At 34.7% G+C, this 24,899-nt stretch carries 17 protein-coding genes, 2 tRNA genes and 2 pseudogenes; 12 read left to right on the top strand and 9 right to left on the bottom strand.

All coding sequences use genetic code 11. The features are described from left to right. Positions 1–43: 43 nt before the first annotated feature. Complete coding sequence (locus A9G47_RS12140; protein ID WP_065580373.1) at positions 44–715, bottom strand: OmpW family outer membrane protein; 672 nt, start codon at positions 713–715, stop codon at positions 44–46. A 288-nt stretch (positions 716–1,003) separates the two neighbouring features. Here A9G47_RS12140 and A9G47_RS12135 point away from each other — a divergent pair. Together A9G47_RS12135 and A9G47_RS12130 are read left to right on the top strand one after the other, a co-directional pair. Then, positions 1,004–1,079, top strand: a tRNA-Lys gene (locus A9G47_RS12135). Positions 1,080–1,270: 191 nt separating this feature from the next. Beyond that, positions 1,271–1,930 (top strand): annotated as a pseudogene (locus tag A9G47_RS12130) (terminase TerL endonuclease subunit); the annotation flags it as partial. Here A9G47_RS12130 and A9G47_RS12125 read toward each other — a convergent pair. Both A9G47_RS12125 and recQ read right to left on the bottom strand, forming a co-directional pair. Continuing rightward, entirely contained in the window at positions 1,931–2,263 is a 333-nt protein-coding gene (locus A9G47_RS12125; RefSeq protein ID WP_065642998.1) for a hypothetical protein, read from the bottom strand. 985 nt (positions 2,264–3,248) lie between these two features. Further along, positions 3,249–5,078: a DNA helicase RecQ gene (recQ, locus tag A9G47_RS12120; protein ID WP_065642997.1), complete on the bottom strand. Its 1,830-nt coding sequence runs from the start codon at positions 5,076–5,078 to the stop codon at positions 3,249–3,251. Positions 5,079–5,357: 279 nt separating this feature from the next. On the opposite strand from recQ, the gene A9G47_RS12115 reads away from it, so the two are divergent. After that, positions 5,358–5,434, top strand: a tRNA-Val gene (locus tag A9G47_RS12115). A 406-nt stretch (positions 5,435–5,840) separates the two neighbouring features. On the opposite strand, the gene A9G47_RS12110 is transcribed toward A9G47_RS12115, so the two are convergent. From A9G47_RS12110 to A9G47_RS12100, 3 genes are all read right to left on the bottom strand, one after another. Beyond that, on the bottom strand, positions 5,841–6,155 hold the full coding sequence (locus A9G47_RS12110; RefSeq protein ID WP_065580376.1) for a hypothetical protein: 315 nt from the start codon (positions 6,153–6,155) through the stop codon (positions 5,841–5,843). Then, complete coding sequence (locus A9G47_RS12105; protein WP_141674860.1) at positions 6,152–6,496, bottom strand: endonuclease; 345 nt, start codon at positions 6,494–6,496, stop codon at positions 6,152–6,154. The genes A9G47_RS12110 and A9G47_RS12105 overlap by 4 nt, the downstream gene beginning before the upstream one ends. Before the next feature lie 897 nt (positions 6,497–7,393). Next, on the bottom strand, positions 7,394–9,358 hold the full coding sequence (locus tag A9G47_RS12100; RefSeq protein WP_065642996.1) for a TonB-dependent receptor domain-containing protein: 1,965 nt from the start codon (positions 9,356–9,358) through the stop codon (positions 7,394–7,396). Positions 9,359–9,529: 171 nt separating this feature from the next. Here A9G47_RS12100 and A9G47_RS12095 point away from each other — a divergent pair, with 171 nt between their 5' ends. From A9G47_RS12095 to A9G47_RS12085, 3 genes are all read left to right on the top strand, one after another. Beyond that, positions 9,530–10,453 carry a siderophore ABC transporter substrate-binding protein gene (locus tag A9G47_RS12095; RefSeq protein ID WP_176700709.1) on the top strand — a complete coding sequence of 308 codons (924 nt, stop codon included), beginning with the start codon at positions 9,530–9,532 and terminating at the stop codon, positions 10,451–10,453. 313 nt (positions 10,454–10,766) lie between these two features. Then, on the top strand, positions 10,767–12,089 hold the full coding sequence (gene rimO, locus A9G47_RS12090; RefSeq protein WP_065566463.1) for a 30S ribosomal protein S12 methylthiotransferase RimO: 1,323 nt from the start codon (positions 10,767–10,769) through the stop codon (positions 12,087–12,089). 6 nt (positions 12,090–12,095) lie between these two features. Further along, a complete protein-coding gene (locus A9G47_RS12085; RefSeq protein ID WP_065566464.1) occupies positions 12,096–13,484 on the top strand; it encodes an MATE family efflux transporter in 1,389 nt (462 codons plus the stop codon). A 528-nt stretch (positions 13,485–14,012) separates the two neighbouring features. Here the strand turns inward: A9G47_RS12085 and proB are convergent. The 3 genes from proB to gpt are packed head-to-tail and all read right to left on the bottom strand — an operon-like array spanning position 14,013 to position 16,966. After that, positions 14,013–15,122: a glutamate 5-kinase gene (gene proB / locus A9G47_RS12080; RefSeq protein WP_065566465.1), complete on the bottom strand. Its 1,110-nt coding sequence runs from the start codon at positions 15,120–15,122 to the stop codon at positions 14,013–14,015. Positions 15,123–15,149: 27 nt separating this feature from the next. Continuing rightward, positions 15,150–16,406 carry an esterase FrsA gene (gene frsA, locus A9G47_RS12075; protein WP_065642994.1) on the bottom strand — a complete coding sequence of 419 codons (1,257 nt, stop codon included), beginning with the start codon at positions 16,404–16,406 and terminating at the stop codon, positions 15,150–15,152. Between the two features lie 23 nt (positions 16,407–16,429). Then, positions 16,430–16,966 (bottom strand): xanthine phosphoribosyltransferase, encoded by a 537-nt coding sequence (gpt, locus tag A9G47_RS12070; protein WP_081295616.1) that lies wholly within the window; start codon positions 16,964–16,966, stop codon positions 16,430–16,432. A gap of 149 nt (positions 16,967–17,115) precedes the next feature. Between gpt and A9G47_RS12065 the strand changes: the two genes are divergently transcribed. From A9G47_RS12065 to serC, 6 genes and pseudogenes are all read left to right on the top strand, one after another. Further along, on the top strand, positions 17,116–18,579 hold the full coding sequence (locus A9G47_RS12065; protein WP_065566467.1) for an aminoacyl-histidine dipeptidase: 1,464 nt from the start codon (positions 17,116–17,118) through the stop codon (positions 18,577–18,579). 234 nt (positions 18,580–18,813) lie between these two features. Next, positions 18,814–19,824, top strand: a complete 1,011-nt coding sequence (gene argC, locus A9G47_RS12060) for an N-acetyl-gamma-glutamyl-phosphate reductase (protein WP_065642993.1) — start codon at positions 18,814–18,816, stop codon at positions 19,822–19,824. A gap of 67 nt (positions 19,825–19,891) precedes the next feature. Further along, the gene (gene argB / locus A9G47_RS12055; protein WP_065580383.1) at positions 19,892–20,671 is read left to right on the top strand and encodes an acetylglutamate kinase; all 780 of its coding nucleotides are present in this window, start codon (positions 19,892–19,894) and stop codon (positions 20,669–20,671) included. A 102-nt stretch (positions 20,672–20,773) separates the two neighbouring features. Continuing rightward, positions 20,774–21,991 (top strand): annotated as a pseudogene (locus A9G47_RS12050) (argininosuccinate synthase); the annotation flags it as partial. A gap of 200 nt (positions 21,992–22,191) precedes the next feature. Then, on the top strand, positions 22,192–23,565 hold the full coding sequence (gene argH / locus A9G47_RS12045) for an argininosuccinate lyase (protein WP_065642992.1): 1,374 nt from the start codon (positions 22,192–22,194) through the stop codon (positions 23,563–23,565). Positions 23,566–23,780: 215 nt separating this feature from the next. Further along, positions 23,781–24,866 (top strand): 3-phosphoserine/phosphohydroxythreonine transaminase, encoded by a 1,086-nt coding sequence (gene serC / locus A9G47_RS12040; protein WP_065642991.1) that lies wholly within the window; start codon positions 23,781–23,783, stop codon positions 24,864–24,866. Positions 24,867–24,899: the final 33 nt, after the last annotated feature.

Genomic DNA, 24,899 nt, shown 5'->3' with positions numbered 1-24,899 from the left:
ATTAAAAACCTCTCAGATGAGAGGTTTTTTATGCGTTATTAAATTAAAATTTATAGCCCACACCAATCATTGCAACCCATGGATCAAGTTTATAATTAGCTGTAACTTTAGTATTGCCTAAATGAGTAGTTGCTTTAGTTTCAATATCAATATAACGGATCTGAGCATTAATAAGCCAATTATTATTAAAGGTATAATCTGTACCGACTTGTGCAGCCCATCCCCAAGAACTATCAAGATCTAAACCATGAAATCCTGCATTTTTAGCTTCTCTACTAAGTTTTTCATCAAAAAAGAACGTGTAATTTATGCCTAATCCAACATAGGGTTGTAACTCATATTGTGAATCAAGTGGATACCAAACAGCGCTTAATGTAGGTGGCAAATGTTTGATTTTACCAAGATGAGCGCCAGAAAGCCCTGTTGAATTTCCCCCTCCTAATTTAACTTGGTGGCTAAATGGGGTTGCAGCTAATAATTCAACACCAATATTATCTGTAACCATATATTGAAAGTTTAATCCAAGCTGAGTGTCGTTATCCGCTTTTGCTTTTAGATCAGTTTTTGCTCCGCCTACTTTGACATGATCACTTTTATCTTGAGGGTGAACATAAACAGGTCCACCTCGGATAATAATTTCATTTGCAGTATGTGCATAAGCAGTTGAACTTGCTAACCCCATTGAAATCACCATAGCTACCGATGATATTTTCATTCTTTGCCTCCTTATTTATAATTTATGACATAAAATCTTGTTGAAGCACTAAAAACAATAACAATCTAAATTATTTTCATAAAAGCTGTATTAAATTTTAATTGCTAAGGGTAGTAACTATTAACCAATGAGAAATTAAAGTTAAATAGAGTAATTATATTGTTTTAATCATCTTATCATATTAAATTTGATATTTTTGAGATTTATCTCAAATTGTTAATAAATAAAATTGATTAGTAATTTGCAATGTTGGTTAAATTTATATAGAATACCTATATAAATTCCTGTGGGTTGTTAGCTCAGTCGGTAGAGCAGTTGACTCTTAATCAATTGGTCGCGGGTTCGATCCCCTCACAACCCACCATTTCATAAAACAAACAAGTTTAAAATCGTTCAAAAAGCCTTTAAATCACGAGCATCAACGTAGATTTCTTGTTCATCCAAATTCAAGAAGATTTAGCTAAATTTAAATTTTGATGTTATACATCCTCATATAACATGGCAAAAATAATAAAACCTTTAAATGATACTCAAATCAAGTTAGCCAAACCAAAGGAAAACGATTTAAACGGTTTAGATTGTTATGCTGGATTAGATTTATCATCTACTAGTGATATTACAAGCGTCTGTTACTCGTTTCCGTTTGAAACAGAGGTAAGACTATTAACAAGGCATTATATTCCTGAATTTCAGCTTACTAACGTAGCTAACAAAAACAGAGAAATATACCGTAAATGGGTTGATCAGGGTTGGATTAGGGTAACTAAAGGCGATTGTATCGATTATGACCAGATTAGATATGATATTTTAAAAGACAGCGAACAATTTAATATTAAGTTAATTGGTTTTGATGTTTGGAACGCCACACAATTACGCACGCAATTACAAAATATCGGCTTAGATGTTGAGCCATTCCCTCAAACCTATGCACGATACAGCCCAACTTCAAAAACAGCAGAAGTATTTATTAGCCGTAAACGCATTAGGCACAATGGCGATCCTGTTCTTTCTTGGGCGGTAAGTAATGTGGTGATGGAAACCGATGCGAATGCAAATATTAAACCCAATAAAAAGAAAGCAGCCAACAAGATAGATCCTGCGGTTGCTTTCCTCATGTCATTCGGCACTTACTTGCTTGAATATGGTGAGATAGATATCAATCTATCCGACGAACAACAACAAGCGTTAGATAATTTTAAAGGGATTGAGTTGTAACTAATCTTTTGTAAAGGGCATTAAAGTGAATAGTATCATCATTAAAACATATATAACTATAAGAGCTAAAATCATTTTTTTATTTTTCAATCCAAGCTTTTTTATCTTCATATAGGTCGGAATTAACCAAATAACCCAAGGAAAAATTAAAAGGTAAATTGGTACTATCCAATCAAAACCATATAATGAAGTACCTTTCTTCATGCTTAAAAAAATAAACCCTGTTATTAGTATACATGGCATAGAACTATTTAATATAGCTAAACAGCTTTCACAAAAACTTTCACTATTAATTAGAAATTCTTTAAAGCTTGCACGTTGTTTTTTTGCCATAGTTATTCCTCTAATGTTATGTGATAGTAACTTTATATTACCATGTCATTAACAACATACAACACTATAATAACACTTGGTTAACGTGTTGATTATTAATAATTAATTTTATTGGTGTTGTTAGTGTTATAAAATTGAAAAAAAGAAGTTTTTCTTTTAACTTTTTGCTTTATTACTAATGGACGAGGTATTACATGTTGGTGATAAGTTGAGTGGGTCATCAATATTTAATGTTATACATTATGTTATATCCCTAATGATTTATTTTTATAATATTATTATATATCAATATGTTATTGCTGTAACTCGATCCCCTAACAACCCCCACCATTCATTTTTCCAGTCAGTTATCCAATCATAGAATAAAGCATTGCTCTTCAATCTGATAAAATTTAACTAGATAGCTTGTTGTAAATAACCGACTCTGCCTCTGTAATTAGCTATTCAATTAGCATGTGGAAAACCAATTATTGACATTTTTATTATTACTCGCAATTGGATGTTATGTAATAAATCATCTTTACGGTGAAATGGTATAGATTCCTGAATCTTTTTTACACATTTATTAAACATGAACATATATTGAATATAACACACAAAGATAATGTAATTTGCGGTGAGAATAGTATAAGGTAGCTCTAGCTCGCTATGACTACTCATCACCGCTTTTTGCTATAATCATTGCGCTGATTGTTGCTTCGCTGTGATATTTGTTATGACCGAAATATTCAGTCATTTTGCATTAAGAGTGGTTTCGATGGTCAATTTATTTGAAAAGATATTCACTCATCCAAGTCAATTGGGGGAGTATCTTGTTAGCTAACTTAGTTACTAACTATTTTAATCTTTTGGTCTTCATTTTCATTTACTTATTTTTATACACTACAATACGCTAAAAAATAAGCAAATACATAAAATTATTTATAGAGTCAAATAAATCAAAATTATCTAAAGATGGTTATTATATGTAATTGATGAAAAATTATTACATGTTTTTTATCATAAATTCCTTTATTTCATCTAAGAACAAATTACCATATTTTTCCAATTTGATTTTACCTACACCAGTAATATTAATTAGCTGTTTTTTACTTGCTGGTGTGGTTTGAACCATTTCAAGCAATGTCGCATCACTAAAAACAATATATGGAGGGATATCCTCTGCGTCAGCAATATTTTTTCGCAATCGCTTAAGGTTACCAAATAAAATTCGTTCTTCGTAAGATAAAATTGTTGTTAAATTAATTGCTCTAGCATATCGATTTATACGGCTTTTCTTAACGATTTCTAAACGAGGTTTAGCCAAAGATAGCGGTATTTCGCCTCTAAGTATTGAACGCGCTTTTTGCGTTAATTGTAGTGTTGTATAAGTTGATATGTTTTGGCATAAATATCCCAAATAAATGAGCTGCCTAATAACACTGTGCCAATAAGCTGATGAATGCTGCTTGCCAATTCCATAAACTGATAATTTATCATGACCACTTTCTTTAATTTGGGAACGCCCAGATCCACGTAAAACATCAATAATATATTGAGCACCGTAATGTTGCCCAATACGATAAGTGCAAGATAAAACTTTTTGTGCATCAACTAAACCATCATAATGTTCAGGTGGATATAAGCAAACATCGCAGTTATTACAAGGCTCTGTTCGATCCTCACCAAAATAATTAAGCAACACAATTCGGCGGCAAGTCAAACTTTGTGCAAATGCTTCCATGGCATTTATTTTATGTTGTTCAACGTCTTTATGTTGACCATCCATTTTTTCGTTAATTTGTCGATAATACCAATCTAAGTCTTTTTTATTAAACAATAGTACCGCTTCAGCCGGCACACCATCTCGTCCTGCTCGCCCCGTTTCTTGATAATACGCTTCGATAGTTCTAGGGCAATCTGCATGAATAACGAACCTCACGTTGGGTTTATTGATTCCCATTCCAAATGCAACGGTGGCAACAATAATTTGAACATCATCTTTTAAAAAGGATTCCTGGGCTTGTTGGCGTTCATTATTCGTCAACCCAGCATGATACGCTGCAACTGAAAAACCGCGGGCAGCAAGCCTTGTGGTCATATCTTCGACTTTAGAACGGCTTGAACAATAAATGATTCCACTATTACCATTTTGTGTTTCAATAAACGAGACAATTTGTTCGGTTTGATTAAATTTTTCAACCACCGTATAACGAATATTAGGCCGATCAAAGCTTCTTACTATAACTAATGGGTCGATTAAATTAAGTTGATGAATAATATCAGCCTGAGTCATTTTGTCGGCGGTTGCCGTCAATGCAACAATTGGCACTTTTGGAAAACGAGATGAAAGCTGACCTAATTGACGATAATCTGGTCTAAAATCATGTCCCCATTGTGAAATACAATGCGCTTCATCAATAGCGATTAATGAAGGTGGATGTTCATCTATTAATGTTGAAAAAGAGTATACAGCCAACCTTTCTGGTGAAACATATAATAGCTTTATCGAATGATTTAAATATTTAGCTAGTACTTCTTGTTGTTCGGTTTGTGATTGTGATGCATTAAGATATGCTGCAGCAATACCGTTAGCTGATAATTGATCAACCTGATCTTTCATCAAGGAAATTAATGGGGAAATAACTATTGCTGTTCCTGATAACAAAACTGCGGGAATTTGATAACATAAAGATTTTCCCCCGCCAGTTGGTATAATTGTTAAAGTATCACGTCCCTCGATAATAGATTCAATAATTTCCCTTTGTTGGTTTCTAAATGATTTATAACCAAATACATTTTGCAACACATCTTCAATCTGATCTTTTATCGACATACAATCCTAAACATGTAACACCTACGTAAAGAAGCGAGTATAGCTAAATTAATTTAAACAAACCACCCAGAATTTTCATAAATTTACAATTGTTCGCAAAAATAAAAAAATACTAATAAAAGACTTCATCAATGGTAATACAAAGTTTTTTTCAATTTCAAAGTAAATAATGTTTATTATATAGTCAATATTGTTCGACAGCTTAAAAAAACAGCTATTTTTTATTTTTTTACTTGATACAAAGCAATTTGCCAGTTAATATTTGCGTGTTTCAAATATACGCCCGTAGCTCAGTTGGTTAGAGCATCACCTTGACATGGTGGGGGTCAGTGGTTCGAGTCCACCCGGGCGTACCATTCTAAAGCCTTATCTAGAAAATCTTTAAAGTGATTACCTTGAATTCAGATTTTATTAGTAGGGTAAAATAGATACCATTAAATAGCCCTTTAAATGCTAACAATTTCAAAATAAACGAATTTCCACATGAAAAAATTTCAATAAAATCGGCGATTGTTATGACTGATTTTTACTTGAATTTTGAGTTTTATTTTGGTGAAAGGAATGGGTCTTATTTTCAATAATTGACTTAACTCGTTTCCAGTTTAATAACATTCTACCTGCTTACTTCCCTAATTTTTTCATAAAGTTAAATCGCTCTTTAGTCTAATGCTGTTTATTATGATGTGTATATAGCATTGCTGTCGATTTGGTATTGAGTGAATTACTCAAAATCTAGGCACAAAAAAACGCAGTCAAGCGACTTCATTTTTTCTTTTTAAAATTCTTAGAAGTGTATATTTCGTATTTTTTGAATTTCTCGTTCACTGGCTTGTTTTTTTTGCTAGAACGCACTCCATTTTGCTTTAATTTGTCTTGCTCATCCTTTGGTTTGTCACTCTCTTCTAATAGAAAATTGACCATAATAAAACAGATATAAATCAAAGCAAAAAAAGATACACCACCGATCAACCTAATTGCATCAGGATCTGAACCACGATACGTTATATTATGGATTACTGCCGCATCTACAATTTGCGACCAAAAAATAATTAAAAATAATACGATTAACTTTTTCATTGTGTACATCGCCCAGTAACAAACTTGTTATCATTACCCTGCACTTTTGCTATATGCGCATTACGTTTACACTCTAAATTTTCAGGTGCATACATTTTATTCCAAGCCATTATTAGCTTCTTTTCTTGATTAGATAAATTGGTTTTATATTTATCAGACATGTAAAGATATGTACGTGCTATCATTCCACGAATTTCGTCACGAGGCTGGAATATGCAAGCTTTAAAATCCACAGCACTTTTACACTTTCCATACTGATTAAATGCTTTAGTGAATAGCGAATAACGATAATTAGACCTATCGCCATTCACTTCACTAATAGCCGCTTGAAAGTTATGCATATCACTTGCTATTTGATTGACACGCTTTACGTCCACCTGCTTGCCAGCATGTTAAGTGTCTACCAAAATTTTCGGCAGGTATAACATGGTTCCACTCAATGCATTCAGCTATAGCCTGATTTTTCTTGTATGGTATCCACATTTGTCAAAATCAACAACACATTTTTATCTATCCACGAAAATTTTCATCCGCAATAAAATGTAGTTTGATCAGGGGTTGATTTATATAATTTAGTTAAATGTGTTTTAGCTGAATTAAAGTTCTGTGCTGAATAAACCAATAATGGAGTAAATAAAAGTAAGATAGCTATTTTTCCCATAAAATCCATTTAAAATAAATCCAATAACTGTAAAAAATTTAATATGTTATATAAAACATCGATTTTTATAGTAGAGCATCCTGCAACAGAACCATCCTGCAAGAAACTTGATAAAATAAACCCTCAGCTTTCGATAAGGATTTAAAAGAGTAAAAGAATAAATATACGCTTAATTCTCTTGTTTATAATATTGATATCATTTGCAGTCTATTAACCATCAAAGGTGGGGCGTAGCCACCTCCTGTTTTAAATATATCAACAGATATTTAATCAATCAAGGTGATTTATGGCAAAACCAGTAACTGAAACAGCTCAAAACGAAGATTTGAAGTAGAAGATTTAAAAAACACATTGACAATATCGCATTAATTGAGCAAGTAAGTAAAAGCCTAGATATATCGCAAACTCAATTTATGATTGATACAGAGTATTTTTATCAAAAACAAAAAAATAAAATCAACATTTTATATGGGTTATTTTTTAGTAAATAAACTCATAAGTTAATGGATTATTTACAAAAAAAGCAGCTAAATTAAAGCTGCCTTAGAATAATAAACTAAAATAACATATTGGTTGATTAGAAATTAATTTCGGTGCCCACAAAATAACGGCGACCTTCTAAGGTTTTACCGAAGTCTTCGTTAGAAACGTTTTTGTCAAATAAGTTATAAACCCCACCATAAACTTTAGCATCTTTGTTTATTTGGAAAGAGGCACCCACATCCCAGAAAGTATAGCCTGGGTACTCAATTTTTTGCCCACTACGATTATTAGATGATTCTACACCATAATAGGCCATTTTAGCCCATAAATCCCATTGTTCAGTAGCATACCAATCTAGTTGGGTATTGAATTTTTGTTTTGGTGTTCGATTTAAAGGACGTCCTTTATATTTGCCACTTTTTTGTTCTGTTTTTATCCAAGAGTAGTTAGAGCTTAGTAAAAAATCAGTTAATAATGGTGTTTTGAATGAAAATTCAAAACCTTTAAGATCGGCTTTACCCACATTTTCACGGCCTTGTATAAAGTCAAATATTTTACTATAACCATTTAACTCACAGTTATGTTTGTGATTACAGATATAATATGACTGAATTTTATCTTTATATTTTGTATAAAATGCTGTTGCAGAAGTATCAATACCATAATCATTAGTATATCCGATCCCGATTTCAAAATTATTTGATTTTTCTGGTTTTAAATTTGGATCACCAATGATTACCCCATCTGAGTATCCGCCTCCAGTTACTTGTCCCCAATCACTTACAACATAACGTAGCTGTGGAGTTGCATAGCCTGTAGAATACCCCCCTTTTAGGGTAAAGTTATCATCAATATTCCAAACACTATAAACTCTTGGATTCCAGTTACTGCCATAATTTTCATCTTTGTTATAACGTAATCCTAAAGTTAAGCTCCAATTTTCTAAAATGCGTAATTCATCTTCGCCAAATAGCGCATAATTCCAACGATCGATTTTAGATAATGTTGTTTTTAGCTGGTTTCCTTTATCATGTAATTCTTGATAATTATATTTTCCGCCTAAAGTCAGCATATTGATACTAAAAGGAATAGTCACACGTGTATCTACGTCGGTGTTTCGAATTTTCATATTTCTTTTAGGGTTGTTATTGCCTTCATAAGCAACAAAGGAAGTGGTAGATACATCGCCAAACAAACCATTATGTGTCAGAGCAAACGAATTACGGCGATTATCCCGATTAAAATTATTTCTAGATTTATCTCTTGTTTTGCCTGCGGTTGCGTTACTATTTTGCAAAGATCGTCCAAAATCAAGATCAAATTTTTGTGTATCAGATGCATTTAATGATAATTTACCATTTAAGCTACGTAATTTTTGTCCTGAATGACCATTTAGAAATTTGTCTTCATGGCGTCTTGAATATTGTCCATAAAGTTGGATACCCAAAATATCATCAATAATCGGTCCCATAGTTGAGAAACTACCAGTATAGGTATTTTTTTCTTCTGAACGATAAGGAATAACTGATTCTAGACGCAGGCCACTTTGCCATTTATTTGACACTTTTTTGGTAATGATATTAATAACCCCACCCATGGCATCAGAGCCATATAGTGACGACATCGGCCCACGCACTACTTCAATACGTTCAATAGCGGTTAATGGTGGTAGCCAGCCTTGTTCAAAACCAGAATTGTCACTATTAGGTCTTGTTTCACGTGTACTAATTTTTTTGCCGTCAACTAATATCAAGGTATACTTTGCATCCATACCACGAATGCTTATATCAGTAGAATCACCACCACCGGTAATATTTACGCCAGGAATATCTTTTAGTGCATCAGTAACATCGCGGTAAGGTTTATTTTCGATTTCTTTAGGTGTAATAACTGAAATAGTCGCAGGCGCTTCTTTCACTTGTTGTGAGAAACCTGATGCGGTAACCACCATGGTATCAGTATCTGAATTGCCAGCAGCCATAGCAGTACTTGATAATGACAACAAAATACTAGTATTAATGACATGTGTTGCCAACTTAAACTTCTTTTTTGCGTTCATTTATTATAACCCCATTATTTATAATGATATTTACATTTCCTTTCATCTCTAAGCACACTACACTATATGATAATGATTATCAATATCTTTGTAAAAAATTATTTAGATCTAGACAAACTTTCTTTGTTGAATAATAATTATTATCATTTAAAACAATGCGAGAATTTAGATATGAATAAGAAAAAAAAGTTACTTTTGAGTAGTATTGCTGTGATTGTATTAGGATTAACCGCCTGTCAATCATCAACAATGAGCGTAACTACTGATAGCCAAACGGTAGTTGTCCCTAAATCACCTAAAAAAGTAGTGGTAATGAATTATGGTGCATTAGATACTTTAGATGCGTTAGGAAAAGGATCGATAGTTGCTGCAACTCCACTATCAGTTATTCCATCTTATTTGCAACAATTTAATCATGCGTCGCTCTCCGATACTGGTAATATGAAAGAGCCTAATATTGAGGTAATCAAAAAAGTTAATCCTGATTTGATTGTCATTGATGGGCGTCAAGCTAGTAAAACTGAAGAACTATCAAAAATAGCGCCTGTCATTAATTTAAGCGTTGATGCTAAAAATTATGTTGAATCGGTCAAAAACCATATTCAAGTGCTAGCCAATATAACAGGGTCAGAAAGCAAAGCGAATGAAATTATTCAATCATTAGATAAAAAAATTCAAGATGCCCAATCTGTAGCTCAAACTAGCCCCAAAAAGGCTATTGTAACTATCCACAATGATGGAAAGATGATACTTATTAATTCAAGCTCAAGTGCAGCGCTGATTCATGATGTGCTAAACGTTAAGCGTGCTGTGCCACTAACTATTATGCCTGCGCAATCAAAACTCGGGAAACCTGCGCCAGTTTTTATTGATGATAATTACATCAAATCAGTGAAACCAGATATCGTTTTTATCGTTGACCGCAGTAAAGCAATTGGTAATCAAGGTATGATTGAACACTATTTTTCTCCAAAAGTACTAAACAAAAGCAAAACAAAAGTAGTTTATTTAACACCTGATCTTTGGTATTTGTCTGGTGGTGGTGCTGAAAGCATAAATCTTCAGATAGACGAAGTCACTAATGCATTAAAATAAGATTGTTAATAAATTTATCTTCCTATTATTAAAATAGCCTTTATTAGTAATAAAGGCTATATTTGATTGAAGTGGAGGTGTTATTCAATAAGTTGTTTTTTCTGTTTAAAAATAATAGGTTAAATCTTATTACTACTATTAACTAAATCAGTTAATACATATCTAATATTCCTTTCAAATTTGAAAATCAGTGTATCAACTGTAATGAAATGTGATAGAATGCCGAGGTTATTTTGATTAGCAAATAATTATAAAAATAGTTTATTAAATTCTCAAACAATACCTCTTTATATAAAACACAATTATAAACACTATGAATATATCACCCCCTACAATTGGATTTGTGAGCCTTGGCTGTCCTAAAAACTTAGTCGATTCTGAACGAATTTTAACTGAATTACGCACGCAAGGTTATCAAGTTGTGCCAAGCTATGATAATGCCGATCTGGTTATTGTTAACACTTGTGGATTCATTGACAGTGCCGTACAAGAATCTCTCGAAGCAATTGGTGAAGCATTGAACGAAAATGGTAAAGTCATTGTTACTGGATGCCTTGGCGCAAAAGAAGATCAAATTAGATCTGTACATCCCAAAGTACTTGAAATATCTGGCCCACACAGCTATGAATCTGTATTAAGTCATGTTAATAGATATGTCCCTAAACCTGCATATAATCCTTATACGAGTTTGATTCCTCAACAAGGTGTGAAATTAACACCGAAACATTATGCTTATCTCAAAATTTCAGAAGGCTGTAACCACCGTTGCACATTTTGTATTATTCCATCTTTGCGCGGAGATATGATTAGCCGACCAATTGGTAACGTTTTAGATGAAGCTAAACGCTTAGCTGATAGTGGAGTTAAAGAACTATTAGTTATTGCGCAAGATACGTCAGCCTATGGTATCGATATAAAAAACCGTACTAACTTTTGGAATGGTATACCATTAAAAACCGATATTCAGACCCTCTGTGAACAGTTAGCTAACTTAGGAATTTGGGTAAGATTGCATTATATGTACCCTTATCCTAGTGTTGATGACTTAATACCATTAATGGCTGAAGGAAAAATCCTACCTTATTTAGATGTGCCATTACAACATGCAAGCCCATCAGTTTTAAAATCAATGAAACGACCGGGAACAATTGAAAGAACCTTAGAAAGAATTGATAAATGGCGTGAAATCTGCCCAGATATTACTTTGCGCTCCACTTTTATAGTCGGATACCCAGGTGAAACAGATCAAGATTTTGAGCTATTGCTTAGCTTTTTATCTCAAGCACAATTGGATCGTGTTGGTTGCTTCACATATAGCCCCGTAGAAGGTGCTGCTGCCAATAAACTAGCTAACCAAATACCAGAAACGATCAAACAAGAGCGTTTTGATCGTTTTATGCAATTACAGCAAAAAATCTCAACACAAAAGCTACAAGCCAAAATAGGTAAAACGCTTCCCGTTATTATTGATGAAATTGATGATGAAGGCGCAATAGGCCGTAGCATGGCTGATGCTCCTGAAATAGACGGTGTTGTATATTTAAATGAAGAAAACCAAGTTAAAGTAGGTGATATTGTTCAAGTTAATATTGAACATTCTGATGAATACGACCTCTGGGGAACAGTTAAAAGGTAATAAACCATGAAACAACATTATAAACACGAAGTAAAAAATCTTGGTAAATTAGCAGTTCCTGTACTTATTGCACAAGTATCTCAAACGGCAATCACCTTTGTCGATACCATCATGGCGGGAAATTATAGCAAAACAGCCTTATCTGGAGTAGCTATTGCCGTATCAATTTGGTTACCAACAATTTTATTTGGCCAAGGTTTGTTAACGGTGCTAACCCCCATTATCTCAAACTTAAATGGTGCAGCTAAACGTGATCAGGTTGCAAGCCAAACTCGTCAAGGCGTGGTAATTGCTTTAATATTGTCGATATTAATGATGATTTTCTTATATCATTCTGACAAAATAATTAATTTAAGGAGTTCAGTTGAGCACCCGATTGATCCCGAAATGGTTAACGTTGCCGTCTCATTTTTACGCGCTATCATGTGGGGGGTGCCTGCGTTCTTACTCTTTTTAGTTTACCGAAATCAATGTGAGGGACTATCGAATACTAAACCCGCTATGGTCATCATATTTATTGCTCTTCTTGCCAATATTCCAATTAACTATATTTTAATCTATGGAAAGTTAGGCTTACCTGCTTTTGGTGGCGTTGGTTGTGGCATTACAGCAACAATTATATTTTGGCTTATGTTTATTTTAATACGCTTATATACACTAGTTAGTCCAAGCCAACAAGATATACGTAATACTCCAATCACAAAACTGGTTGATTTTAATATAATCAAAAAGATTATTATACTGGGTACCCCTTTAGCGCTGGCTTACTTCTTTGAAATGAGCCTTTTTGCTGTGATTGCGTTATTAATAGCTCCATTAGGGCAAATAACCGTTGCAGCTCACCAAATCATTTTTACTATCAGTAGTTTGACCTTTGCTATTCCATTATCTCTTGGTGTTGCAACCAGTATACGTGTTGGCTATTTACTAGGTAATAAAAAACCAGCGTTAGCTAAACAAACCGCCTATATTAGTTTATCAATATCGCTCTGCATGGCTGTTTTTGTTGCACTAGTTCTAGTCATTTTTAGAACACCAATTATCGCACTATTTACCAGCGAGGCTGCGGTCATTGCTATCTGTATGCAGTTAATTATTTTACTTGCTATCTATCAAGCATCTGACTATTTGCAAGTTGTGGCAAGTAATGTGTTGCGAGGTTATAAAGATACTCAAAGCATCTTTTTTATTACACTACTATCTTATTGGGTTGTTGGATTGCCTGTTGGTTATGTTCTAGGATTGACCGATCTAATCATTAAACCAATCGGTGCCGCTGGTTTTTGGATAGGAATTATATCAGGGCTTGCTGTTGCAGCATTATTATTAATTGCTAGAATGGTTTACATACAAAGACAGCCCGCTGAAGCTATTTTAGAGCGCGCAGCAAGATAAATTATTTAATTGGAACAGCTAAAGTTTTAAAAGGATTAACACATTTTATAAACAGCAAGTGATGTGATAAGCGCTGCAATAATTGGCTGAAAATGTGTTTTATCCAATCCTATAAATAATTGTTGTATTTACTTATTTTTAATATTTGTAATATACAAAAAATAAGCAACTGAAAATGAATAAAAAATCTTCAAAGATTTAGTAATGGAGTTATCTAACAATCTGAGAAACGTAAGGTTTCCGATGGATGATTTGGTCAAAAGATGATGTATTTAGCTATATAATAAGTTTTTGAAGAACTCATAATGCGAAACCTGAAATTGTAACGCTACAATCGGTTGGTTTATTGTAGAATTTGGTAACAGAACTTCTCATCACTTTTAATGAGTAAATACGCAAACTTTGGATTAGATTCTCCCTTAAGATGACTTGATTTTCTATCCTAATGAGTTAATCGTTTAATACAATAATACATTATTTTTTGTTTATGATTGGGTTATATCGGAAAAATATTAATTCAATTATCTGTTATTTAATTATCATATCATCTCGATGAACAGCAACAGAACCATATTCATAGCCAATAATTTGGCTAATTTTTTTTGAATGGTGTCCTGCAATTTGCCTCAGTGCATCGCTATTGTATCGGCTAACACCTTGAGCAATATGCTTGCCGATGCTATTACAAATATCAATCACTTCACCACGAGAAAAGTTTTTTTCAACTTTTATAATGCCTTTTGGTAGTAGTGAACTACCGTTGTTTAATATTGCATTAACCGCACCATCATCTAAAAATACTTTACCAGCTTTAGGCGCGCCAAATAACCAGTATTTTCGGTGCTCTAGTGGCGTTTTTTGCGGCAAAAATTTTGTTCCAACAAATTGATTATTGATAATATCAATAATCACATTAGATCTATTTCCAGCTGCAATTACCACTTCAATACCTGCGCTACCTGCAATTTCCGCAGCTTGTAATTTTGTGCTCATACCTCCTGTACCCAGTCCAGAAACACTACCACCAGCAATACTACGTAAATTATCATCGATCTGGTCGATCTCTTGGATAAGTTTTGCATTACTATCTGTTCTTGGATCGGCTGTATATAAACCATCAATATCGGTTAATAATATCAGTTTATCAGCTTGAGCTAAAATAGCAGCAAGGGCAGATAAATTATCGTTATCGCCCACTTTTATTTCGGCTGTCGCTACTGCATCGTTTTCATTGATTACAGGAACGATACGATTATCTAACATGGCTTTTAATACATCTTGTGCATTTAAAAATCTTTCACGATCTTCTAGATCTGCACGAGTTAGTAACATTTGGCCAATATAGATTTTATAGATAGAAAATAGCTGTTCCCAAAGTTGTATCAGTTTGCTTTGCCCAACAGAGGCGAGTAATTGCTTTGAGGCGATAGTATTAGGTAAGGTAGGGTAGTTTAAGTATTCGCGACCTGCGGCAATGGCGCCAGAAGTAACAATAATAATTTTATGTCCATTTTGATGTAAAGTTGCACATTGTCGTATCAACTCAACTATTCGTGCCCGATCTAGCTGTTTAGTACCACCAGTTAGTACACTGGTGCCTAATTTAACAACAATAGTTTGTTGTTTATTATTGGACATAATATGACTCTTTTGGTTAATCGTGAATTATAAAACAGACCTCATCCATTTGACTGATTGGGTTAACGCCTGATGTAAACTTTTTTGTAGTGGTGTTTTTGGCACGGTTACTATTTTATTTTGTTTAGTTGAATGAATCAATTTTGCTTCACTAAGATTACTTAATTTATCATTTTCAAAAATGATATTCATGACCGGTACTTGGCAAGCATGTGTTAAAAGACCTTGATTTTTTAGAGAAAAATAATTTAGCTCTGCGGCTAATTGCTGATTGGATATCGAAGGTAAACCCAAACGGCTAGCTAGCATATCTTTATAACTATTAGGGAGATCTTTTTGCAGTTCTTTGTCAGCAAAAATTTGATGAACAAATGGCGTAAAGTTAAATAATCCTCTAATTTTATTTGGCATTAAATAAGCTAAGCGAGTGGCAATATGCGAACCAAATCGAAAACCAGCAACAATAACACGATGATCATCAATCCATGGTATGTTGGACAATTGCTCTAATATAGCTTGATGAATTTTGCTGCTATTTTGTGTTAAAGCAAAATTACGGCTATAGCCAACAGAAGGTAAATCAACAGTTAACATGGCAAACCCTTGAGGGGCTAAAAATTCACTAAAATATCGATAATAATCGATTTGTAAATTACCCAAAGCATTACAGATTAGTACCACAGGGCAAGCCCCTTCAGTTTTTGGTAGGTGTAAAATTGTTTTAACGTTGTGATTATCAACTCTAAATTCAAGTTCTTTAACCAAAAAAGGTGAAAAATTAAGGGCTTTGGAATAAGTTTGATAAGCACAGGCTTGGGCATACATTGCCAGCTCATCATTTTTAAAATGTGGATAACTGGCAATACTTGCATATTCACTGGCAATAAGGTACTCGTTGAGTAGCTTATCTTTATCTGCATCGGTAAGATTTGTTTTATCTACTGACTCTGCTTTAGTTTGCCACATTGCTGCTTGGTTTAAAAACTCATAAATCCAGTTACCAGATTGATAACCGATAACAGTATCTAACCATTTATCATTTGTGTGGCATCTTGTTGAAGCGGCAATTTTTGATAAAACCGCTTCAGCTTCTAATTTTGGTAACCCCCGCCAATGCCACAAAATGGGGTTGACAATTCGATACCATTTTGAGTCGACCTCTCCATCTAACGCACTAATGCTACTGCCATTACTACTATCAGTACGGTTAATTAGCGTCGAAGTCTCAGGATAATTCAATTGTGGTTTGAATATCTGTGCTGTTAGATTTTCGGTAGCTGCCATAACAACCTTGGTATCCTTATTGATTATTTATGATCGCAAATAGGTTTAACAAACATAACACCTGTATCCCAAGGTTGTTCGATCCAAGTGTCTTGAGCAATATCTACAACATAATCATCAACAAGTGGTTTACCTGCTGGTTTTGCAAAAATAGTAACAAAGTGAGCTTTTGGATACATTTCACGAATAGTGTGAGCAGTGTTGCCCGTATCGACTAAATCATCAACGACAATAAAGCCTTCGCCATCACCATTGGCTTGCTTTAGGATCAGTTTTTCGCGTTGATGATCGTGATCATAACTTGAAATGCAAACAGTATCAACATAACGAATACTAAGTTCTCGAGCTAAAATAGCGGCAGGGACTAAACCACCACGGCTAACGGCAATGATACCTTTCCATTGATTAGCAGGTAATAAACGTTCTGATAGTTGACGCCCGTAGGATTGCAACATTTCCCAGGTAACGGTGAATTTTTTCTTTTCAGCAATAAGTTCTGCTTTGTGTTGTTTTTTGGCTTGGATTTCTTCTTCTGTTAATAAAGTTTGTTCTGTTGACATGAGTAACCTGCAATTTTAATCGAATGTGTGAATAAATAAATATTCATGAACTAAAAATAGATGTAAAATTGCACCTTATTATAGAGTGATTAGTTAAAAAAAACCACTCCTTAATTTAATACTAACTTAATTAATTTTGAGGTTATATCATGCTTTCTACTTTAGCACCCAAATTTGTTTGGCAGATTTTTAATGATATTTGTAAAATCCCGCATCCATCTCATCATGAGCAAATGATAACTAAATACATTGTCGATTTTGCTAATACGCATCATATCGACTGCAAACTTGATAAAGTAGGTAACATTTTACTCACTAAACCAGCAAGCAAAGGAATGGAACAGTGTCCATCGATTGCTTTGCAAGCTCATATGGATATGGTGCCACAAAAAAATGAAGGTACTGTGCACGATTTTTTCACTGATCCAATTCAAGCTTATGTTGATGGTGAATGGGTAAAAGCCAAAGGTACCACGTTAGGTGCAGATAATGGTGTCGGCTTAGCATCTGCGCTAGCTGTGTTAATTGATCCGGCTGTTGAACATGGGCCGATTGAAGTATTAATAACGACCTCAGAAGAAACAGGTATGCACGGTGCTTTTGGTTTACAACCTAATTGGTTAAAGAGCCGTTATTTGATTAACACTGATTCTGAAGATGAGGGGGAAATATTTACGGGCTGTGCTGGAGGTGTTGATTTTTCCACAACTTTTGCTGTGACCTATGCGGTAATACCGGAAAAGCATGATTGTTATATAAGCATTTCACTAAAAGGACTAAAAGGTGGGCATTCTGGTTGTGATATTCACCTTGGGCGTGGTAATGCAATCAAATTAATGGCTCGCTTTTTAGCGCAGTATGTACAAGATATCCCATTTAGATTAGCCGACATAAAAGGTGGCTCACTACGTAACGCTATTCCAAGAGAAGCTTTTATTGAAATCACTTTAAATAAACAAGATCTACCTAAATTAGAAGCCATTGTTAAACAATATCAAACTATTTTACACAACGAATTAGGCCATGTAGAACCTTCTATCGAAATAACATTATCTGAAGTTGAATCTAATAAAGTCAAAAGGGTATTAACAGCTGAACATCAAAATAAGATTATAAACTATCTCAATACCGCACCTAATGGTGTGATTAGAATGAGCGATCAGCTTCATGGTGTGGTTGAAACATCACTTAATTTAGGTATAGTCAGTATCGAAGACAACCAATTTAATGCCCATTTTTTGATTCGCTCTCAAGTGGATAGTGCAAAAGATGCTGTTGTATCAACCTTGGTATCGTTTAGCCAACTTATTAATGCTAATTACGAAATCAGTGGTGGCTATTCGGGTTGGGAACCCAATTTAGATTCGCAATTACTTAAACTTGCAAAAGGTAAATATCACGAAATTTTTTCTCAGCAGGCAAAAATAATGGTGATACATGCAGGGCTGGAATGTGGTCTATTTAAGCAAAGTTATCCAAATATGGATATGATCTCAATTGGACCAACAATTGTTTCACCACATTCCCCAGATGAGAAAGTCAATATCCAAAGTGTTTATCGTTATTGGGAATTATTGATAGCAATATTAAAATCAGCAAGTTTTTTAAAATAATATAGCTCATTAAATACCTACCGATCGTTATTGGTAGGTATTAACATTATTTGTTTGCACCTTATTTTTGCAAAAAATGTTTTAGCATTTAAGCCTTATCTTAAAATCAATTTCGATAGAAATAATGAAATTAAATTCATAAAAAGTGAATAAAAATTCATTTTGTGCTTGTGTTAGTCTTTTGAATGGCTTACTATATGCACAATTATTGCGTAAGAATTAATAAGGATGAATATGTTAAAGGCAATTGTTATCGGTGCAAGCGGGTATGCGGGCGCAAAATTAGCTTATTATTTGCACAAGCATCCCCATGTCGAACTTACCGCTTTAATTGTGTCGGAAAATAGTCAAGATGGTGGCAGGCTGATTTCTGATTATGAGCTGCATCCTCAGCTAAAAGGGGTTATTGATCTGCCACTTATAGCCACGTCTGATTATTCTGCTTATATCAATGATGTTGATATTGTTTTTTTAGCCACCGAACATACCGTTAGTCACAATATTGCTCCTTACTTTTTAGAGCATGGTTGCACTGTATTTGATTTGTCAGGCGCATTTAGGGTGAATTGTGCTACTTTTTATAGCGATTACTATGGTTTCACGCACCAACACCCTAAATGGTTAGATAAAGCTGTTTATGGTTTAGCTGAGTGGAATGCTGAGCAGATCAAACATGCACAGCTTATTGCTGTGCCTGGGTGCTATCCTACCGCTTCGCAATTACCACTAAAACCGTTAATCGAAGAGAATTTATTGGATAATTCACAATGGCCGGTAATTAATGCTGTAAGTGGTGTGAGTGGCGCAGGCCGAAAACCTTCACATAATAATTTATTTTGCGAAGTAAGTTTACATGCTTATGGGGTATTTACTCATCGCCATCAGCCCGAAATTGCAACGCACTTAGGGCAAGAAGTTATTTTTACACCGCATCTAGGTAGTTTTAAACAAGGTATCCACGCCACAATCACTTGCCGAGTAAAAGCGGGTGTAACATCACAAGACATTCTTGCTGCTTTAAATAAATACTACCAAAATAAACCTTTAATTCGAGTGTATCAAAAAGATCTGCCTGCATTAAAATCAGTTGTTGGTTTGCCTTATTGCGATATTGGCTTTGTATTAAAAGATCGTCATTTAATCTTAATTTCTGTTGAGGATAACTTATTAAAAGGCGCAGCAACGCAGGCTGTACAGTGCATGAACATTCGGTATGGTTTTGATGAAACAACCGCATTATTATAAAAATGGACTAATTTCTATTTTAAATTTTGAACATCTTAACAATAAGTTAAATTACTAGGAAACTAAAATGAGACCATTAATTATAAAACTTGGTGGCGTATTACTTGATAACAAAGATGCCTTAAGCCAATTATTTGTTGTTATTAGTGAATATAAAAAGAATTATCAACGATCTTTAATTATTGTTCATGGCGGTGGTACGGTAGTTGATTCATTAATGGATAGGCTTTCTTTACCCGTAGTACGCCGAAATGGGCTACGTGTAACGCCAGCTGATCAAATTGATGTTATTGTAGGAAGCCTTGCTGGTAGCGCAAACACCAAATTATTGTCTGAGGCTAAAAAACATCAAATACCAAGTGTTGGGCTCTGTCTTGCTGATGGTAATAGTGTTAAAGTCAAACAAATTTCGGAAGAGCTAGGTTATGTTGGCGAAGCTCAAGCAGGCGATCCTACATTAATAAATTTACTGATTAATGCAGGTTATTTGCCAATTGTTAGCTCAATTGGCATCACCGAAAGTGGGCAAATGATGAATGTTAATGCCGATCATGCTGCGGTAGCGCTCGCTAAAACTTTAGGTGCAGACTTAATATTATTGTCTGATGTCGTTGGCGTGCTTGACGAAAATAAGCAACGAATTGAGTCTTTAACACAACCGCAGGCGGATCAATTGATCGCTAAAGGTATTATTACCGATGGTATGGTGGTAAAAGTGAATTCGGCTTTTGAAGCAGTTAAAGAACTGGGGCAGCCGATTGTGATTGCCAGTTGGAAAGAGTCCGATCAACTTATCAAATTATTTAATGGAATATCAGGAGCAACGGGTACAAAAATTATTGCTTAAATAATAAGTATTTGTATTAGGCTAGTTATCATCAATACAAATATAAAAGTACATATCTTTAACGCATTTATTTATCGTAAGTTAATTTGGAAAGGGTGTAACATGAAAAAAAGTGGAACAAAAAAAGTTGTATTAGCTTATTCAGGTGGTTTGGATACATCAGCAATTATTCCTTGGTTAAAAGAAAACTATGGCGGATGTGAAGTTTACGCTTTTGTTGCTAATGTAGGTCAAGATCCCAAAGAATTAAAAGATGTCGAAAAGAAAGCTAAAGCCTCGGGGGCTGTGGCTTGTAAAGTGGTTGATTTACGAGAAGAATTTGTTAAAGACTATGTATACCCTGTTTTGAAAACAGGCGCCTTATATGAAGGCACTTATTATCTTGGTACCTCGATGGCTCGTCCAATTATTGCAAAAGCACAAGTAGAATATGCATTAGAAGTTGGTGCAGATACACTATGTCATGGTGCAACAGGTAAAGGTAATGACCAAGTACGCTTTGAAACAACTTACGCTGCACTTGCACCACAACTAAAAGTCATTGCACCTTGGCGTGAGTGGGATCTACGTTCACGTGAAGCGTTAATTGATTATTTAAAAGTTCGTAAAATCCCAACCACGGCAACGGTTGAAAAAATTTATAGCCGTGACGAAAACGCATGGCATATCTCGACTGAAGGTGGTGTGCTAGAAAGTACTTGGAACCAGGCTAATGCTGATTGCTGGGCTTGGACTGTTTCGCCCGAAGATGCGCCAGATAAACCAGAACTGGTTACTATTGGAATAGAAAAAGGTGAAGTAGTGTCGGTTAACGGCAAAAAATTATCGCCTTACAATTGCGTGGCAACACTGAATAAAATTGGTGCAAAACATGGTGTTGGTCGCGTAGATATTATTGAAAATCGCCTAGTTGGCATTAAATCACGTGGTTGCTATGAAACTCCAGGTGGCACAATAATGATGACAGCATTACGTGGTTTAGAGCAATTAATCTTAGACCGTGACAGCTTTAAATGGCGCGAACAACTCGGAATTGAAATGGCTTATGTTGTTTATGATGGTCGTTGGTTTGCTCCATATCGCCGTTCAATTCAAGCGGCCGCTGAAGTATTAGCACAAGACATGACAGGCGAAGTTGTTGTTAAACTTTATAAAGGTAATGCAACAGCAGTACAAAAAAAATCGCCGAATAGTCTATATAATGAAGAGTTTGCAACATTTGGAGAAGATGAAGTTTATGATCACAGCCATGCAGGTGGCTTTATTCGTCTATTCTCGTTATCCTCACGTATACGAGCTTTAAATGAAGATAAGAAAAAACAACCCGCTCAAAAGACCAAATCAGCTAAATCTGTTAAAACAGCGGAACCAGAGAGTAAAACATAGCAACAAAAGTAAAAAAGTGATTTCCGATATCACAAATAAAATAACAACAATATACAGGCTAATGTCTGTATGTTGTTATTTTAGATAAAATTGTACGGGTTTAACTAGTTATTAAAAATAATATAGAGGTAATTATGGCATTATGGGGTGGGCGTTTTAGCCAAGCGGCAGATCAACAATTTAAGCATTTTAATGATTCATTGCGCTTTGACTATCGTCTTGCAGAGCAAGATATCATTGGTTCAATTGCTTGGTCAAAAGCATTGGTGACTGTTAACGTTATATCTTATGATGAGCAAAAAAAGTTAGAAAAAGCTTTGAACGAATTACTGGTTTTGGTACAACAAGATCCCAATCAGATTTTACAAAGTGATGCTGAAGATATACACAGTTGGGTTGAGCAAAAACTGATCGAGAAAATTGGTGATTTGGGTAAAAAATTACATACAGGTCGAAGCCGCAACGATCAATCCGCCACTGATCTAAAACTATGGTGTAAAGATCAAATTCCTTATTTAATTAATACCATTAATCAATTGCGACATTCTCTCGTTACAACAGCAAAACAACATCAAAATGCTGTTATGCCTGGTTATACCCATCTACAGCGAGCACAACCAATCACATTTGCACATTGGTGTTTAGCTTATTTTGAAATGCTCACCCGTGATGTTAGTCGTTTACAAGATACCTTAAAACGCTTAGATGTAAGCCCATTAGGGACAGGTGCATTGGCTGGAACTGCTTATCCCATGGATCGCGATCAATTAGCAAATTGGTTAGGTTTTTCGGTAGCAACAAATAATAGTTTAGATTCGGTGTCTGATCGTGATCACATTCTTGAGCTATTAAATAATGCTTCAATTGGTATGGTGCATCTATCACGTTTTGCTGAAGATCTTATCATTTTCAACAGTGGTGAAGCTAACTTTGTTGAATTATCTGATCGCGTTACTTCGGGCTCGTCACTTATGCCACAAAAAAAGAATCCCGATGCATTAGAACTAATTCGTGGCAAAGTAGGTCGAGTGGCTGGCGCATTAACTGGAGCGCTTATGACCTTGAAAGGTTTACCGCTTGCTTATAATAAAGATCTACAAGAAGATAAAGAACATCTATTTGATGCACTGGATACTTGGCATGAATGTTTAGATATTGCCATATTAGTATTAGAAGATATTAAAATTAACTATGCAAACTGCCAAGAAGCGGCTAAACAAGGTTATTCCAATGCGACCGAACTTGCTGATTATTTAGTTGCCAAAGGTATACCATTTCGGGAAGCACATCATATTGTTGGTGAAGCAGTAATTGATGCAATCACTAAGAAAAAGGCGCTTGAAGAGCTCTCGCTTGAGGAATTACAGAAATTTAGCCCTGTCATTGGTAATGACGTTTATTCAATATTATCGTTAGAATCATGCTTAGCCAAACGTTGCGCTAAAGGCGGGGTTTCACCACAACAAGTTAAATTAGCAATTAAAAATGCAAAGCAACAATTATCCTAGCCTTTTCACTCTTCTTCATAACTATGCCGGCATTTGCCGGTATTTTTATATCAATTAAATCAATAATGCCATATAAAGCAATAGTTTTTGATTACAGAGATAAAATAGCCAAAGGGTATAGACGTATGCATCTTTTTCTTAAAAAATCTGATTGTATATCTGTTAAGACGGTGTAAAAATAGAATTCTTTTTTGAATGGATTAAAGTGAATTGTTATGAGTAAAAGTTATAACTTTAGTGCAGGTCCTGCAAAATTACCTGCAGATGTATTAAAACAAGTTCAAGCTGAGTTATTGAATTGGCATAATACAGGTGCATCGGTGATGGAATTGAGTCATAGAGGTAAAGATTTTGATGCCTGTGCTGTTGACGCTTCTAACGACCTGCGTGAAATATTAGATATCCCTAATAATTACAAAATTCTCTATTGCCAAGGTGGTGCTAGAGCACAATTTGCCGCAGTGCCATTAAATATTTTAGGCAATAAAACCAATGCAGACTATATCAATAGCGGTTATTGGAGCCAGTGTGCTGCCAAAGAAGCCAGTAAATATTGCCAAATTCACGAGCAAAATGTGGTCATAAAGCAAAATGGATTAACCGTTATCAAACCTATGTCTGAATGGCAATTAAATGATGATTCCGCTTATGTACACTATTGTCCCAACGAAACAATTGATGGTATTGAAATTTTTGAAGAGCCAAATTTTGGTAATAAAACAGTCGTTGCCGATCTATCATCATGCATATTATCACAACCAATTGATATAAGCCGATATGGTATCATTTATGCGGGTGCCCAAAAAAACATTGGTCCATCAGGTATTACTATTGTTATTGTGCGTGAAGATCTAATCGGTCATGCACAAAAAATCTTACCATCAATATTAGATTACAAAATTTTAATGGATAACGATTCTATGTTTAATACACCACCTACCTTTGCATGGTACTTGTCGGGGTTAGTGTTTAAATGGATAAAAAATCTTGGTGGGCTAAAAGCCATGCAGCAACGTAACCAAGCCAAAGCACAATCGCTATACCAATATATCGACCAATCTAATTTTTACCGAAATACTGTTGCAACCGCTAACAGATCAATTATGAATGTAACTTTCTTATCGCCAAATGAAGAGCTAGATAAAAAATTTGTAAGCGAAGCAAGCCAAGCTAACATTATTGGTATTAAAGGGCATCGAATTGCCGGAGGAATGCGTGCATCAATTTATAACGCCATGGATCAAGAAGGGGTCAATTATTTAATTGACTTTATGCAGCAATTTGAAAAGCAAAATAGCTAAAAGCTATACAAGTAGTGACGCCAATTAAAAAAG

The organism is Gilliamella sp. WF3-4, from assembly GCF_001690275.1.
In the GTDB taxonomy this organism is placed as follows: Bacteria; Pseudomonadota; Gammaproteobacteria; order Enterobacterales; family Orbaceae; genus Gilliamella; species Gilliamella apicola_C.
The sequence above is the reverse complement of the archived record's forward strand: the minus strand, read 5'-3'. Positions and strand labels throughout refer to the sequence as shown.

Bases quoted from the DNA above. Each gene is read 5' to 3' on its own strand.
- A9G47_RS12140 (WP_065580373.1), bottom strand. From the start codon at position 715: ATGAAAATATCATCGGTAGCTATGGTGATTTCAATGGGGTTAGCAAGT.
- A9G47_RS12125 (WP_065642998.1), bottom strand. From the start codon at position 2,263: ATGGCAAAAAAACAACGTGCAAGCTTTAAAGAATTTCTAATTAATAGT.
- recQ (WP_065642997.1), bottom strand. From the start codon at position 5,078: ATGTCGATAAAAGATCAGATTGAAGATGTGTTGCAAAATGTATTTGGT.
- A9G47_RS12110 (WP_065580376.1), bottom strand. From the start codon at position 6,155: ATGAAAAAGTTAATCGTATTATTTTTAATTATTTTTTGGTCGCAAATT.
- A9G47_RS12105 (WP_141674860.1), bottom strand. From the start codon at position 6,496: ATGCATAACTTTCAAGCGGCTATTAGTGAAGTGAATGGCGATAGGTCT.
- A9G47_RS12100 (WP_065642996.1), bottom strand. From the start codon at position 9,358: ATGAACGCAAAAAAGAAGTTTAAGTTGGCAACACATGTCATTAATACT.
- A9G47_RS12095 (WP_176700709.1), top strand. From the start codon at position 9,530: ATGAATAAGAAAAAAAAGTTACTTTTGAGTAGTATTGCTGTGATTGTA.
- rimO (WP_065566463.1), top strand. From the start codon at position 10,767: ATGAATATATCACCCCCTACAATTGGATTTGTGAGCCTTGGCTGTCCT.
- A9G47_RS12085 (WP_065566464.1), top strand. From the start codon at position 12,096: ATGAAACAACATTATAAACACGAAGTAAAAAATCTTGGTAAATTAGCA.
- proB (WP_065566465.1), bottom strand. From the start codon at position 15,122: ATGTCCAATAATAAACAACAAACTATTGTTGTTAAATTAGGCACCAGT.
- frsA (WP_065642994.1), bottom strand. From the start codon at position 16,406: ATGGCAGCTACCGAAAATCTAACAGCACAGATATTCAAACCACAATTG.
- gpt (WP_081295616.1), bottom strand. From the start codon at position 16,966: ATGTCAACAGAACAAACTTTATTAACAGAAGAAGAAATCCAAGCCAAA.
- A9G47_RS12065 (WP_065566467.1), top strand. From the start codon at position 17,116: ATGCTTTCTACTTTAGCACCCAAATTTGTTTGGCAGATTTTTAATGAT.
- argC (WP_065642993.1), top strand. From the start codon at position 18,814: ATGTTAAAGGCAATTGTTATCGGTGCAAGCGGGTATGCGGGCGCAAAA.
- argB (WP_065580383.1), top strand. From the start codon at position 19,892: ATGAGACCATTAATTATAAAACTTGGTGGCGTATTACTTGATAACAAA.
- argH (WP_065642992.1), top strand. From the start codon at position 22,192: ATGGCATTATGGGGTGGGCGTTTTAGCCAAGCGGCAGATCAACAATTT.
- serC (WP_065642991.1), top strand. From the start codon at position 23,781: ATGAGTAAAAGTTATAACTTTAGTGCAGGTCCTGCAAAATTACCTGCA.